The following is a 14,008-nucleotide window of genomic DNA, read 5'->3' as shown; positions in this document are numbered from 1 at the left end:
ATTCGGTCCGATCACCGACCCCCGGAATGCATGAAGTGGTGACCGGTACCACTTCGCGGGCATAGACTCCGAAAACCATCGGCCGACTTCCCCCCTGAAAAGGATGGCGATGCCTGGTTTCGAGTCCCCGGAGTTCATGAAGCGCGCCGGCGACGCCTACAGCCCCGTCGTTCCCGAGATCAACACGGAGAAAGCGAGTATCGCCCGGGTGTACTCGTATTACCTGGGCGGCAAGGACCATTTCGAAGTCGACCGGGACATGGCCAATTACGCCGAATCGGTCGTTCCCGGCGTCACCGACCTGGCCATGGGCAACCGCGCGTTCGTCCAGCGCTCCACCCGGTACCTGGCCGCCGAACGGGGGATCGACCAGTTCCTCGACATCGGTTCGGGGCTCCCCTCGGACGGCAACGTCCACGAGGTCGCCCACGAGTCGAACCCGCGGGCACGCGTCGTCTACGTCGACAACGACGCGATCGTGCTGGCGCATGCGCGGGCCCTGCTGGCGGACAACAACACGACCGTGGTGCTCTGCAACGACCTGACCCGGCCGCAGGAGGTGCTGCAGGAGGCCGAGAACACCGGGCTGATCGATCTCTCACGCCCTCTCGGGCTGATGCTCGGCGGCATCCTGCACCATCTCGCCGACGACGAGGACCCCGACGGAATCGCCCGCCTGCTGCGCGAGGTGCTGGCACCCGGCAGTTCCCTGGTGGTCAGCCACTTCTGCGAGCCCGACCCGGCCGAGCTCCCGGAGGACGCCCGGCGCGCCGAGCGTCTGCAGACGGCGTTCTTGGAGCGGCTGAAGACCGGAATGTGGCGCACTCCCGACCAGATCCGGGCCTATTTCGGTGACTGGCCGCTCGTCGAACCCGGCCTGGTGGCGCTGAACAAGTGGCGGCCGCTGCCCCCGGACGCCAAGTCCGCCGGCTCCTACACGATGCCGCCGCGCAACGAGAACATCATCGTCGGCGGAGTCGCCGTCAAGCCCTGACCCGGCCCTCTCGCCTCCCCCAGCGGTCCGGCCGCCGCGCCCCTGCGCGGCCGCGCCCCGTGGCCGGTGTCCCGGCGGGCTCGCCCCCACCGTCCCTGCGACAAGGCGCCCGAGTCACCGGGGCCGCACCACGACTCCTCGGCCGTGCCCCCGGCCACGCGCTCAGGGGCACGGCCGGGTCGCCGATCCCGCCACCGAGCCGGCCCGGCGCGCTGCCGGCGGGAAGGGCGCCGGCGCGCCCGTGCCCGCCGATACCGCCGCGAACCCGCCGGGCGGGCGGGGCTTCGCCATACCGGCGGAGGGCCGCACGCGGACAACTGCGTCTGCGCGAGCGCCCGCACGAGCAGCGTCCCTCCGCCCCGGAGGACGGCGCATTCAGCTGCCGGCGCCGACGTCCTCCTGCACGCCGAGTTCCCGCGCCAGCAGGTCGACGAGCCGCACCTGCCCCTTGACGAGCTTCGTCCGCGCCGTGTCCAGGTCGAACCACGCCGCGCGGTCGATCTCGGGGAACTCCCGCACGCGCCCCGACCTCGGCGGCCACTCCAACTCGAAGGTGTTGCCGTCGATCCGGGAGGTGTCGAAGTCGCCTTCCAGCGCGAAGCAGGTGATCGTCTTGCCGCCGGACTGGCGCACCTCGCCCAGCGCGAAGGGGTCCCCCGCGGGCGCCGGGCGGCCGAGCTCCTCGGCGAACTCGCGCCGGGCGGCGGCCAGCGGGTCCTCCTCGGCGGAGTACTCGCCCTTGGGCACCGACCAGCCGCGCTCGTCCTTCTTCGCCCAGAAGGGCCCGCCCATGTGCCCGATGAGCACCTCGACCGAGCCCGCTGCCCCGTGCCGGTAGAGCAGCAGCCCCGCACTCGTCTTCGCCATAGGGCCCCTCCCCCGTCGGTTCCCGACCCATTGAAGCAGGCTCGGCCGACACCGGCCGCACTCGCGAAGAGTCTCATCCGATATACACGAAATACATGATGTATCTTGTAGGCGGGGTCGCCGAAGCCGCACACGCAAGACCCGAGGAGCCCGGTCGTGAACACATCCACCCGGCAGTCGGCCGATCGGGGAGACGGCATGTCCCAGCGCCCGCCGCGGGCCCTGGCGCCCGACCTGGCACGGGGGGCGATGCTGCTGCCCATCGCGCTCGCGCACGGCCCGCTGTTCGTCACCGCCGTCGAGGACCGACCGTCCGCGATCGACGACGCCATCCACTTCCTGCACATGCTGCTGGTCAGCAACCACGCGCGGCCGATGTTCGCGTTCCTGTTCGGCTACGCGCTGGTGCAGCTGATGAACCGGCGGATGCCGCACGGCGACTGGCCGGGCGCCCGAAAGCTGCTGCGCCGCCGCGGCCGGTGGCTGATGGCCATCGGGCTCGCGCACGTCCTGCTGCTGGTGCCGCTCGACATCCTCGCGCCGTACGGGCTGACGGCGCTGCTCGTGGCCGGCCTGCTGCGCACCAAGGACGCGACCCTGCTGTGGAGCGCGGCGGTCAGCGCCGTGCCGTCGGTGGCGTCCATGGGGTTCGCGCTGTGGTTCACGATGTCGCGGGGCCTGACCTCCTACGAGGCGGGCAGCGTCACCGCCGGGACGCGCGATTTCGCCGATCTGCTGCTGGCCCGCGTGCAGGGCTGGCCCTACGGCCTGTTCTTCGCCACCCTCGCGCTGCTGCCCGCCGCCCTTCTGGGCATCTGGGCGGCGCGCCGCACCATCCTGGAGGCTCCCTCCCGCCACCGCCGCCTACTCGTGCGCACCGCCGTCGCCGGCACCGCGGTCTCCCTGCTCGGCAGCCTGCCCGCAGCGCTCATCCAGGCGGGCCTGTGGACCGCTCCGTCCACCGCGGGGCTGTGGGCGGCCTCCCTCGCCCAGCCGGTCGCCGGTTTCTGCGGCGGCATCGGCATGACGGCCGTCGTCGCCCTGATCGCCGTCTACGCATCCCGCCGCCGCGGCCCGCTCACCACCGCCGTCGAGTCCCTGGGCCGGCGCTCCCTGACCTTCTACCTGTTCCAGTCGGCGGTCTTCGTCGCGCTGTTCTACCCCTACGGCCTGGACCTGGAGAACGACCTCGGCCTCGCCGCCGCAGTAGCCGTCGCGGCCGGCACCTGGCTGCTCTCCATCCCCCTGGCCGACGCCATGCGCCGCCTCAACCACCGCGGCCCCGCCGAGATCCTGCTGCGCCGCCTGACCGACGACTCCCGCCGCACGGAGCGATGAGTCCGCGCCGCTGATTCAGGCGAGATCGTCCGGAAGCAGGCGGAACGTCTGATGCGGGGTGAGCGGGCGCACGGTTCGAAAATCGCGCCGGTCGAGGCTCAACAGCGCGTCGGTCCGGTACTCGGCGGCCAGGGCGACGTTGACGCCGTCGGCGAGACCCAGATCCAGGGCCGCGTAGCGCCGCTGCACGGCTCGCGCGGTATCGATGACGTCGATGCTCGTCTCCGCGATCCGGAAGCGCATGCGATGCACCTGGGCGAGAAGGTGGTCCAGCAATCGGCTCCGCGCTTCGGAGCCGAACCGGGCCTTGGCCATGTGGTCCAGTTCGGCCAGGACCATCCCGGAAACGATCACCGTACCGGCCTTCTCCAACACAGACCGGCAGGCTGCCGCCTCAGGCGCGTTGCGGTCGGAAGCGGCGATGATTCCCGAGGTGTCGGCGATGACGATCATGCGCCACGGCGCCCCTCGGCGATGGTCTCGGTGATCTCGTCGCGGGTCACGGCCTCACCGCTGCCTCCGAAGCTCGGCCAGTCGAGGGGGTCGTCCCAGACCCGATTCGCCATGGCGGCGAGATGCAGGCCCTCGCGAATGATCTCCGCCTCCGCGACACCGCGGCGCCGCGCGGCCTCCTTGATCAGGGCCAGATCCTCGGGATCCGCGTAGACATTGGTTCGCTGCATCGACATGTACCGATACTAACCCATACACGCCTAACACCTCTTTGAGCCTGGCGTATCGGAGCCGGTTGGAGGCGCCGCTGGGGTACACCAGGCATGAGAAAAGCCAGGCCCTACGGACCTGGCTGAAGAAGCTCCCGCGACTGGATTCGAACCAGTAACCTGCCGGTTAACAGCCGGCTGCTCTGCCGATTGAGCTACGCGGGATGGGACCCTGCCGCCTGCGGTGGAGGGAGCTTCCTCTTGCGGCGACACGAATAGACTAGCGCATACGCGGGTGTGCTCGTGACAGGATTTCCCGGCGGCCACGGGGTAACGTCATTGTGGGCAGCACCGCCGACGGGAGAGGGACCTATGCGCTACCGGATCACGTTCGTCGCCGGCCTCGCTGTGGGATACGTGCTGGGAGCCAAGGCCGGCAAGCAGCGCTACGAGCAGATCGTGCGCACGGCGCGGCGCATCGCCGAGAGCCCGGCGGTGCAGGAGACCGCCGGGGTGGTGGGTGCTCAGGTGAGCGGGGCCTCCAAGGCCGTCTACGGCAGGGTCGCCGAGCGGATGCCCGTCTCCTCGCTGAAGGACTTCCTCGCGCGGCCGACCGAGGAGGAGGCCGCGGAGCTGCACGGGATGAGCCCCGACGGCCGCCGCGGGCGCGGGAGCGGGCTGAACGGGACCGATCCCGATACGGGGTCCCGCGGGCCCGGAGGGGCGCGCTGAGAGCCGTGCGCCCGCTGCGCCGCACCGCCGGGTTGCCCGAGGGCCTGCGCTCCCGCCTCGCCCTCCGGCGCGGTGAACGCGTCCTCGCCCGTACCGGGGGAGGCGACGACGCGCTGGTGGCCACCGATCGCGCGCTGCACCTGCCCGACGGCCATGTGGTGCCGTGGGAGCACATCGACCGCGCGCGGTGGACCGAGGAGGGCTTCACCTTCACCGAGGAGGGGCACGGCCGCCGCGTGTTCCGCGTCGACGAGCCCGGGCGGCTCGCGGAGGTCGTCTACGAGCGGGTGACCGCGACCATCGTCGTCACCCGCCACATCCCCTTGGAGGGACCCGACGAGGGCCGCGGCTTCCGGCTGGTGGCCCGGCGGCCCCCCGGCGGGTCGGAGATCTCCTGGCAGGTGCACGTCGACGACGGCGTCGATCCGCAGGACCCCCGCGTCGCGGAGCGCGCCGGGCCCGCGCTCGCCGCTCTGCGCGAGCAGATGGGGGTATGAGCCCGGCGGGCGGCGGCCGCACCTCCCGCGACGGCTGAAGCCCTAGCGGCGTGGACGCGTCCGATCCGCGGGCTCTCCGGCTCCCTTCGCCTCCTCCTCGGCCAATCCGCGCGCCAGGACCTCCGCCAGGTGCACGGCCGGGCGCCCCGCCTCCTGGTCGATCTGGGTGCGGCAGCTGAAGCCGTCCGCCAGCACCAGCGTCCGCGGGTCGGCCTCGCGGACCGCCGGTAGGAGGACGCGCTCGCCGACCGCCTTGGACACCTCGTAGTGCTCGGCCTCGAAACCGAAGTTGCCCGCCAGGCCGCAGCAGCCCGACTCCAGTACGTCGCCGTCGATACCGGCGCGCTCCATCAGCTTGCGGTCGGCGTCGAAGCCGATGACCGCGTGCTGGTGGCAGTGCACCTGGCTGATGGCGCGGGCGTCCACGCGCGGCGGCTCCCAGTCGGGGGCGTGGGTGTTGAGGAACTCCGCCAGGGTGTACACCGACTCCGCCACCCGCTCACTGGCCCGCCCCGGCAGCAGCTCCACCAGGTCCGAACGCAGCGCCGCGGTGCAACTGGGTTCCAAGCCGACGATCGGCACACCCGCCTCCACGTGCGGGGCGAGCGCCCGCAGCGCGCGGCGCATGACCTCGCGCGCGACGCCGAGCTGCCCGGTGGAGACCCACGTCAGGCCGCAGCAGACCTGCCCCTCGGGCAGCACCACCCTGAAACCGGCGGCCTCCAGTACCCGCACGGCCGCCGCGGGGATCTGCGGCTCCAGGTAGTTGCCGAAGGTGTCGGGCCAGAGCACGACGGTGCCCCGCTCCCCCGAGGTGCCCGCGGCCGCCCCGGCCCGGGCAGTGTCGGTGTCGGTGTCCTGCTCCGCGGCCGCCGGGCGCCGCCGCAGTGCGCCGCCGAGCAGCCCGCGCAGGCCGCGCTGCGCCTGCGGCCCGCCCTGCTTGCGCTTGGCGCGCCGGCGGAACCACCGGGTGAACGTCGTGTGCGCGAACTCGGGGATGCCGCGCTGCCGGGCGATGCCGCCCACCCGTTTCACGGCGTCGCCGAGAAGGCGCGCGCCGCCCGCCCGGTTGGCCTCCGCGGGCGCAAGTGCCGCCAGTCGCGCCCACACCGGCAGCCAGCCCATCGAGTAGTGCGACGCCGGACGGACGCGCCCCCGGTAGTGGTGATGCAGGAACTCGGCCTTGTAGGCGGCCATGTCCACGTTGACCGGGCAGTCGCTGCGGCAGCCCTTGCAGGACAGGCACAGGTCGAGGCTGTCGCGCACCTCCTCCGAGGCCCAGCCGTCGGTGATGACCTCGCCGTTGAGCATCTCGAACAGCATGCGGGCGCGCCCGCGGGTGGAGTCCTTCTCCTCCCGGGTCACCATGTAGCTCGGGCACATCACGCCCGGTCCCTCGTGCCGCCTGCACTTGCCCACGCCCACGCAGCGGCGCATCGCCCGCGCGAAGTCGCCCTGGTCCTCGGGATAGTCCAGGACGGTGAGCGGTGCCGCCGGCAGGGCGGCCTGGCGCAGGTCGGCGTCCAGCGGCAGCGGGTCGACGATGACGCCCGGGTTCATCCGGCTGCGCGGGTCCCAGATCGACTTGAACTCGCCGAACGCCCGCATCACCCGGTCGCTGTACATCCGCGGCAGCAGCTCCGAGCGCGCCTGCCCGTCGCCGTGCTCGCCGGAGACCGATCCGCCGTGCTCGGCGACGAGGTCGGCTGCCTCCTCCATGAACGAGCGGAACCGGCGGCGGCCGTCGGGGTCGGCGAGGCCGAAGTCGACTCGCACGTGCAGGCACCCCTCGCCGAAGTGGCCGTAGACAACCCCCTGGTACCCGTGGTCGGCCATCAGGCGGTCGTAGGAGCGCAGGTAGGAGCCCAGCCGCTCCGGAGGCACCGCGGCGTCCTCCCAACCGGGCCACGCCTCGGTGCCGTCGGGGGCCCGCGTGGCCAGGCCCGACCCCTCCTCGCGGATGCGCCACAGGGCCCGGGCGTGGGCGGGGTCGGTGACGACCGCGGCGTCCACGGGACGAGCGGCGCCCTTGAGGTCGCGCAGCATCGCCCTGCCGCGCTCGGCCGCCTCGGCGGCGTCGGCGCCGCCGACCTCGACCATCAGCCAGGCGGCACCGGAAGGCAGCTCGGTGCGCCCGCCGCCCGGGCGCCGCACCCGCGAGACGAGCTGCTCGTTGAGGCCCTCGACGGTGAGGGGGCTGTGGGCCAGCAGCTCGGGCACCGCGTCGGCCGCGGCGGGGGCGTCGGGGTAGCCCAGCACGACCAGGATGCGGGAGGGCGGAGACTCCACCAGCCGGACCGACGCCCCGAGCACGGTCACGCAGGTGCCCTCTGTACCGGTGAGCGCGCGGGCGACGTGGCCGCCGTTCTCGGGCAGCAGCCGGTCCAGCGAGTAGCCGGAGACGCGCCGCGAGAGCTGGGGCATGCCGGTGCGCAGGTCTCCCATGTAGGTGTTCACGAGTTCGCGCAGCGCCGCGTAGACCTGGCCCTCGCGGGTGGGCAGCGTGGCGAGCCGGTCGAGCTCGTCGCGGCCGGTGGCGCCGACCGTCATCCGGGTGCCGTCGTGCAGCAGCACGTCCAGCGAGTCGACGTTGTCGGCCGTCGTGCCCCAGGCGACCGAGTGCGAGCCGCAGGAGTTGTTGCCGATCATCCCGCCGATGGTGCACCTGCTGTGCGTGGAGGGGTCGGGTCCGAACGTGAGCCCGTGCGGCGCCGCCGCAGCCTTCAGGTCGTCGAGGACGACACCGGGCTGCACGCGTGCGGTGCGCCGCTGCGGGTCGATCTCCTCGATGCCGGTGAGGTGGCGCGAGGTGTCGATGACCAGCCCTTGCCCGATCGAATTGCCCGCGATGCTGGTACCGCCCCCGCGGTTGGTCAGCGGAACCCCGTAGGCGTTGCATGCGGCGACCGCGGCGACGACGTCGTCGACGGTCCGCGGAAGTACGACGCCCACGGGCACGTGCCGGTAGTTGGAGGCGTCGGCGGTGTAGAGGGCCCGTGCTCCGGAGTCGAAGGCCACCGTCCCGGAGACGTCGCGGCGCAGGGCGCGCCGGAAGCCGTCGAGGTCGATGTCGGGCAGGTCCGCTGGGGAGGTCGTTTCGGGCATGATCCCAGCGTGGCGCGCGGTGCCGGGAGTGACAACCTGAACGCCGCGGCGATTCCTGACGAAAGATGGCAGTTTTCCCGGTGACAATCGCGGTATGGACACTACACCGGAGGAATCGGCGAAGACGAGCGACTCGGCGGACGCGGCGGCGGCCGTGTCCTGGGGAGAGTTCGCCGCGGCACAACCGGGCTTCGCGGCGCAGGTGCGCTCCGCCTTCGGCGCGGCGAAGCACCACGTCCTGGCGACGCTGCGCCGCGACGGCTCCCCGCGCGTCAGCGGCACCGAGGTGGATCTGCGGGGCGACGAACTGCTGCTCGGCTCGATGCCGGGCGCCCGCAAGGCACACGACCTGCGCCGCGACGGACGTCTGGCGCTGCACGCCAACCCCGGTGACGACTCCATGGACCCGGGCGACGCGAAGGTCGCCGGAGTCGCGGTGGAGGTGACCGACGCCGGCGAGGCGCGCACCCTGCTCGCCGACCCGGGCGCCGACCCCGGCGGCTTCCACCTGTTCCGTGTGCTGCTCACCGAGGCGACCGTGACGTCGGTGGAGGGCGACAAGCTGCGCGTCCGCCACTGGCACCCCGACCGCGGACTCGTCGACGAGCACCGGGACGGCTGAGAGAACACCGTCGACGAGCTATTCCCATGGCGCCGCCGTGTCCCCGTCGAGGGCGGTGTCCATGGCGCGGACCAGATCGCCCTCGGGGTCCATGTCCAGGTTCCACAGCATCAGGCCGCCAAGGCCGCGCTCGCGGGCGTAGGCGCCCTTGCGGGCGACGACGCGGGGGGTGTCGTAGGACCACCATTCGCCACCGTCGACGAGCCAGTAGGCGCCGTTGACCGGGTCGAAGTAGCGCCGGGCGTCGCGCTGCTCCAGTTCGGCGTAGGAGGCGGCGTGCTCGCCGTAGTCGCCCGACGCCGGCGCCTCCGCCTCGGCCCGGCGGCCGAACGACGTCTGCTGCCCGACGCCGCGCCAGCCGCGTCCGAAGCCGGGGAAGCCGACGACGAGCTTCTCCGCGGGCAGCCCGTGTTCGAGGTAGCCCTGTACGACGCTGTGCACGCCCACCGCCGGAGCGGCGCCCTCGGGGGCGTAGAGCTGGGAATGGTGGCCGGTCACGCTGCTCCAGGGGCCGGTGAGGTCGTATCCCTGCACGGTCGCGAAGTCCAGCGGCTCGAAGACCTCGGGTTCGTAGCCGTCCCGCATCCGCTGCGTGTCGCCGGGCAGCGACGCCGAGAGCGTGTACTCCCGTCCGGTCTGGTCCCCCAGTTCGTCGAGCTGGCGCCGGAACTCCCGCACGAGCAACGTGAAGTTGCGGCGGTCGGCGGGGTGCTCGATGTTGTCCGGGTGGCCGTCGCCGCCGGGCCACTCCCAGTCGAGGTCGATGCCGTCGAAGACGCCCGCGGCGACGCCCGGCCCGCCCTGCGGCTCGCCGTCGCGTACCGGCAGGTCGCCGCGCAGCCACAGGTCCAGGCACGAGGACACGAACTCGCGGCGCGACTCTTCGGTGCGCACCGCGGTGGAGAAGTGGACGGAGGTGTTCCAGCCGCCCAGCGAGATGCTCGCGCCCAGCTCGGGGTAGCGCTCGCGCAGCTCGCGCAGCTGGCGGAGGCCGCCGGCGAGCGGCTGCTCGTAGGAGTCGGCCGCGCCGTCGACGCTCTCCGCGGCCGAGTAGCGCCGCTGGTACAGCTCCCAGGCGCTGTCGTCGGGGATGTGGCACCGGCCGTCGGCGTCGATCTCGCCGAAGGCCCACATCAGCCGGGTCAACCGCGCCGCGGCGCCGCTGTCGGCGACGTCTGAGACCCGGTAGTCGCGCACGGCCTGGTTCCAGTCGGCGAAGTAGGCGATGCGGTGCACTGCGCTCGACCCGCTCCTCACTGCGTCGACGGCGGCCACGGCCCCTGCGGCGAGCACCGCGGCCAGCGCCGCCGCGGCGACGCCGAGCACCGCCCGACCGGTACGCGTGCGCGGAGCGCGACTACGCCGCCACCCGCGCTCCGGTCTCGCCTGGCCCTTCACACCGCCAACCTAACCGCACACGCCGGCGCGCGCGGCGGCCGCATCCGGCCCTGCGAGGGACCGCGGGGCACGTGGCGGACACAGGGCCTCGTCTACCGCCTCGGCACCGTCGGCTGGAGTCTCACGGCCGACCAGGCGGCGCGGCTCGACGCCGCGAGCGCCCGGACGGCGCCGTATCCCTGTTACCCGTACCAGCTCCAGGAGGGCTTCACCCACCTCAACCCCTGGCCCGTGGGGGGTGTACCCGGCGGCTGATCCTGCGCCCACCGGGCCGGGGGCTCGCCGGTGGCGCGCACAGCCGCCGGCGGTCCCCGCTCCCTCGACCGCGGGCGCCGACCCGCCACCGTCCCCGGTCTGCTCCCCAGCAATCAGCCTGCTGCCCGACCGGGGGCAAGTCCGGCCAAGTCCGGGCAAGTCGGCGTAACGGATCCGAGCCGCACGGCCCGGCCGCCCATGCGAGCCGGACCGAACGAGCATTCCTTGAACACGGCCTAGGACAGGAAGTCGCGCAAAGTCTTGGCCAGGGACGGGTGGCGCAGTTTGGCCAGGGTCTTGGCTTCGATCTGGCGGATGCGCTCGCGGGTGACTCCGAACTCGTGCCCCACCTCCTCCAGGGTGTGCGGGTGGCCGTCGCGCAGACCGAAGCGCAGCTGGATGATGCGCTGCTCGCGCTCGGTCAGGCCGGCGAGCAGGGCCAGCAGCTGGTCCTGCAGCAGGGTGAACGCCGCCGCGTCGGCAGGGACGACGGCGTCGGTGTCCTCGATGAAGTCGCCGAAGTCGGAGTCCTCCTCGCCGATGGGGGCATGCAGCGAGACGGGCTCCTGGGCGATGCGCTGGATCTCCTGCACCCGGGCGTCGGCGAATCCGAGCTCGCGCGAGATCTCGGCGGGGGTGGGTTCGCGGCCCAATTCCTGGTGCAGCTGGCGCTGCACGCGCATCAGCCGGTTGATGGTCTCGACCATGTGCACCGGGATGCGGATGGTGCGCGCCTGGTCGGCGATGGCCCGGGTGATGGCCTGCCGGATCCACCAGGTGGCATAGGTCGAGAATTTGAATCCCTTGGTGTAGTCGAACTTCTCTACGGCCCGGATCAGGCCGAGGTTGCCCTCTTGGACCAGATCGAGCAGCAGCAGGCCGCGGCCGAGGTAGCGCTTGGCGATGGAGACCACCAGACGCAGGTTCGACTCGATCAGGCGGTGCTTCGCGCGCTCGCCTTCGTCGACGATCAGTTCGAGGTCGAGCGTGTCGTCGGTGTCCGCGAGGGGGCCGAAGCGGCGGAGCTTCTCCCCCGCGAAAAGGCCGGCTTCGATGGACTTGGCCAGGTCTACTTCTTCTTCTGCCGTGAGCAGCGGAACGCGGCCGATCTCACGCAGGTAGATGCGCACCAGGTCGCTGGCGGGTGCTTTGCGCACGAGTTCGGCGGGCGCGGGATCGTCCGCGGCGGGGTCGACGACGTCGACGCCCTGCTGCGCAAGGCCGCGCACCACCTGGTCCAACGACTCGGGCGGGGCATCGAGGCGGTCCAGGGCCGCGGCGACGTCGCCGACCGTCACCATCTCCCCGGAGCCTGCGCCCGCGACCAGTTGCGCCACCTGGGTGATCGGTGGCATTTCGCCGGGCAGCACCGTTAGAGCCACGTCTCCAGTCTGCCCGATAGCACGGCGGAATAGTGAGGACTATTTTTGTCACCTGTGTGCTACGCGGCACCGCCGGAGCGCTCGCGCATCAGGCGTCTCTGCTGCTCAACAGCCATCAGATCGGTGAAGACGCGCTGGTACTCCTCAGCTTGAGAGGAGGGGTCCAGCCGACCCAGCCGGGATTTCAGGTTTGCCACCTGGCGATTGATGGAATGAATCTTGATTGTGCCTAGAATTTCCTGGGCGTAATGCCCGTCGAGTTCTCCGTAGACCTCGATCGGCTCGACCGCCAGGCGGGTGACGAACGCGCGCTGGGCCTCGTCGGGGGCGGCGTCGCGCAGGCCCGCCGCCCACTGCTGCGGCTCGCCGGCCGCGGCCACACCGCCCTGGCCGCTGATCAGCGTGTGGACGGCGCGGTGCTGAGGCACGGTGAACGACTCGGGATCCAGCTCGTCGAACTCGGCGGCCAGCGCCGGGTACTGCACGGCGATCTTCAGTGCCTGGCGCTCACGCTGCAGCGACGGGTCGCGCAGGTCGTAGGGCGCCTCGGCCGCCGCACCCGGCGGCGCCTGGGGTGCGGGGCGCCGGGCCGGTGCCTCGCCCGGGCGGTTGCGGCGGGCCGAGACGTGCTGGGCCACCCGCCGCTGCACGAACGATTCGTCCATGATGCCCAGCCAGTGGTCCAGGTTGACTCCGTAGAGCTTGCGCACCCCCTCGTTGCGGATGCCGGCCACGATCTCGGCGGCGGCGTCGAGTCCGGCCATGCGGCCCTCGGCGGTGTCGAGGTCGTACTGCTCGATGACCGTGCGGACCATGAACTCGTACAGCGGCTTGCGGTCGGCGACCAGGTCGCGCACCGCGGCGTCGCCGTTGTGGAGGCGGAGATCGCAGGGATCGAGGCCGTCGGGCTGGACCGCCACGAACGTCTCGGAGGCGAACCCGTGCTCCTCGGCGAAGGCGCGCACGGCCGCTTTGCGCCCGGCGGCGTCGCCGTCGAAGGTGAACACGACCTCGCCGCCCTGGTTGGAGCGGCCCAGCAGCATCCGGCGCAGTACCTTGAGGTGGTCCTCGCCGAAGGAGGTGCCGCAGGTGGCCACGGCGGTGGGCACACCCGCCAGGTGGCAGGCCATGACGTCGGTGTAGCCCTCGACGACGACGGCGCGGCGTTCGCGCGAGATCTCGCGTTTGGCCAGGTCGAGCCCGTAGAGCAGGTGGCCCTTCTTGAAGATCGGGGTCTCGGGGGTGTTGAGGTACTTGGGTCCGTCGTCGTCGGAGTCGAGCTTGCGGGCGCCGAAACCCACGACCTCGCCGGTGACCTCGCGTACCGGCCACACCAGCCGGTTGCGGAACTTGTCGTAGGCGCCGCGGCGTCCCTGCCCGGCCAGTCCGGCGGTGATGATCTCCTGGTCGCTGAACCCCTTGTCGCGCAGATGGCCGGTGAGCGCCCCCCACCCGCCGGGCGCGTAGCCGACTCCGAAGTGCTCGGCGTCGGCGCGGCCGAACCCGCGCTCGGTGAGGAAGCGCCGCCCCTCCTGCGCGGCCGGGGCGAGCAACTGCTCGGCGTAGAAGCGCTGGGCTTCGCGGTGGGCCTCGATGAGCCGCTGGCGCTGCCCCTGGTCGTTGCGGGCGGTGTAGCCGCCTCCGGCCTCGTAGCGCAGCCGGATGCCGGACTGCTGGGCGAGGGACTCGACCGCCTCGACGAAGCCGAGGCCCTCGATCTGCTGGATGAAGCGGATGACGTCGCCGCCCTCGCCGCAGCCGAAGCAGTAGTAGAGCCCGCGGTCGGGAGTGACGTTGAACGAGGGGGACTTCTCGTCGTGGAAGGGGCACAGGCCCTTCAGCGAGCCGCCGCCCGCGCTGCGCAACTGCAGGTACTCCCCCACCACGTCGGCGATGGGGGTGCGCTCGCGCACGAGCGCGACGTCTTCGTCTCTGATCCTGCCGGCCACGGTAAACCAGCGTAGTTCGTGCCGCCGACACCCGGCGACGGCGGATGGTGCCGCTGTGGAATCCGGGCGGGGAGCCGCCCCCGACCGACCCGCCCGGCCGTTCGCGAGAACCGCGCACCGCTGCCTGCGCCCGGCAACGGGCCGGTTGCGCGGCGCGCACCCGGCGCGCCGCGCAACCGGCGTCACGCGCCCGAGCCGGCGGTGCCG

The 14,008-nt window shown here is 72.2% G+C and carries 12 protein-coding genes and 1 tRNA gene; 5 read left to right on the top strand and 8 right to left on the bottom strand.

Annotated features, from left to right (window positions below):
- The first annotated feature begins 109 nt into the window (after positions 1-109).
- Positions 110-994: an SAM-dependent methyltransferase gene (locus EKD16_RS07665; protein ID WP_242677287.1), complete on the top strand. Its 885-nt coding sequence runs from the start codon at positions 110-112 to the stop codon at positions 992-994.
- 375 nt (positions 995-1,369) lie between these two features.
- Here the strand turns inward: EKD16_RS07665 and EKD16_RS07660 are convergent, their stop codons facing one another.
- Positions 1,370-1,861, bottom strand: a complete 492-nt coding sequence (locus EKD16_RS07660) for an NUDIX domain-containing protein (RefSeq protein WP_131097744.1) — start codon at positions 1,859-1,861, stop codon at positions 1,370-1,372.
- A gap of 156 nt (positions 1,862-2,017) precedes the next feature.
- Between EKD16_RS07660 and EKD16_RS07655 the strand changes: the two genes are divergently transcribed.
- A complete protein-coding gene (locus EKD16_RS07655; RefSeq protein ID WP_242677286.1) occupies positions 2,018-3,199 on the top strand; it encodes a DUF418 domain-containing protein in 1,182 nt (393 codons plus the stop codon).
- A 15-nt stretch (positions 3,200-3,214) separates the two neighbouring features.
- Here EKD16_RS07655 and EKD16_RS07650 read toward each other — a convergent pair whose 3' ends face one another.
- The 3 genes from EKD16_RS07650 to EKD16_RS07640 form a co-directional block, all read right to left on the bottom strand.
- Positions 3,215-3,652: a type II toxin-antitoxin system VapC family toxin gene (locus EKD16_RS07650; RefSeq protein ID WP_131097743.1), complete on the bottom strand. Its 438-nt coding sequence runs from the start codon at positions 3,650-3,652 to the stop codon at positions 3,215-3,217.
- Positions 3,649-3,888: a ribbon-helix-helix domain-containing protein gene (locus EKD16_RS07645; RefSeq protein ID WP_131097742.1), complete on the bottom strand. Its 240-nt coding sequence runs from the start codon at positions 3,886-3,888 to the stop codon at positions 3,649-3,651. Before EKD16_RS07645 ends, EKD16_RS07650 begins: the two co-directional genes overlap by 4 nt.
- A 125-nt stretch (positions 3,889-4,013) precedes the next feature.
- A tRNA-Asn gene (locus EKD16_RS07640) sits at positions 4,014-4,086 on the bottom strand.
- A 147-nt stretch (positions 4,087-4,233) separates the two neighbouring features.
- Here EKD16_RS07640 and EKD16_RS07635 point away from each other — a divergent pair.
- Positions 4,234-4,593 carry a hypothetical protein gene (locus EKD16_RS07635; protein ID WP_131097741.1) on the top strand — a complete coding sequence of 120 codons (360 nt, stop codon included), beginning with the start codon at positions 4,234-4,236 and terminating at the stop codon, positions 4,591-4,593.
- A gap of 5 nt (positions 4,594-4,598) precedes the next feature.
- Positions 4,599-5,090: a hypothetical protein gene (locus EKD16_RS07630; protein ID WP_131097740.1), complete on the top strand. Its 492-nt coding sequence runs from the start codon at positions 4,599-4,601 to the stop codon at positions 5,088-5,090.
- A gap of 42 nt (positions 5,091-5,132) precedes the next feature.
- Here EKD16_RS07630 and EKD16_RS07625 read toward each other — a convergent pair whose 3' ends face one another.
- Entirely contained in the window at positions 5,133-8,195 is a 3,063-nt protein-coding gene (locus tag EKD16_RS07625) for an FAD-binding and (Fe-S)-binding domain-containing protein (protein ID WP_131097739.1), read from the bottom strand.
- A 94-nt stretch (positions 8,196-8,289) separates the two neighbouring features.
- Here EKD16_RS07625 and EKD16_RS07620 point away from each other — a divergent pair, with 94 nt between their 5' ends.
- Entirely contained in the window at positions 8,290-8,817 is a 528-nt protein-coding gene (locus EKD16_RS07620; protein ID WP_242677285.1) for a pyridoxamine 5'-phosphate oxidase family protein, read from the top strand.
- Between the two features lie 18 nt (positions 8,818-8,835).
- Here the strand turns inward: EKD16_RS07620 and EKD16_RS07615 are convergent, their stop codons facing one another.
- The 3 genes from EKD16_RS07615 to dnaG all read right to left on the bottom strand — a co-directional run bounded on the left by EKD16_RS07615 (position 8,836) and on the right by dnaG (position 13,801).
- Entirely contained in the window at positions 8,836-10,143 is a 1,308-nt protein-coding gene (locus tag EKD16_RS07615) for a glycoside hydrolase family 18 protein (protein WP_207391454.1), read from the bottom strand.
- Between the two features lie 563 nt (positions 10,144-10,706).
- Positions 10,707-11,825 carry an RNA polymerase sigma factor RpoD gene (gene rpoD / locus EKD16_RS07605; RefSeq protein WP_242677401.1) on the bottom strand — a complete coding sequence of 373 codons (1,119 nt, stop codon included), beginning with the start codon at positions 11,823-11,825 and terminating at the stop codon, positions 10,707-10,709.
- An 86-nt stretch (positions 11,826-11,911) separates the two neighbouring features.
- Complete coding sequence (dnaG, locus tag EKD16_RS07600) at positions 11,912-13,801, bottom strand: DNA primase (RefSeq protein WP_131097738.1); 1,890 nt, start codon at positions 13,799-13,801, stop codon at positions 11,912-11,914.
- Between the last annotated feature and the right edge of the window lie 207 nt (positions 13,802-14,008).

The organism is Streptomonospora litoralis (genome assembly GCF_004323735.1).
Classification (GTDB): Bacteria; Actinomycetota; Actinomycetes; order Streptosporangiales; family Streptosporangiaceae; genus Streptomonospora; species Streptomonospora litoralis.
The sequence above is the reverse complement of the archived record's forward strand: the minus strand, read 5'-3'. Positions and strand labels throughout refer to the sequence as shown.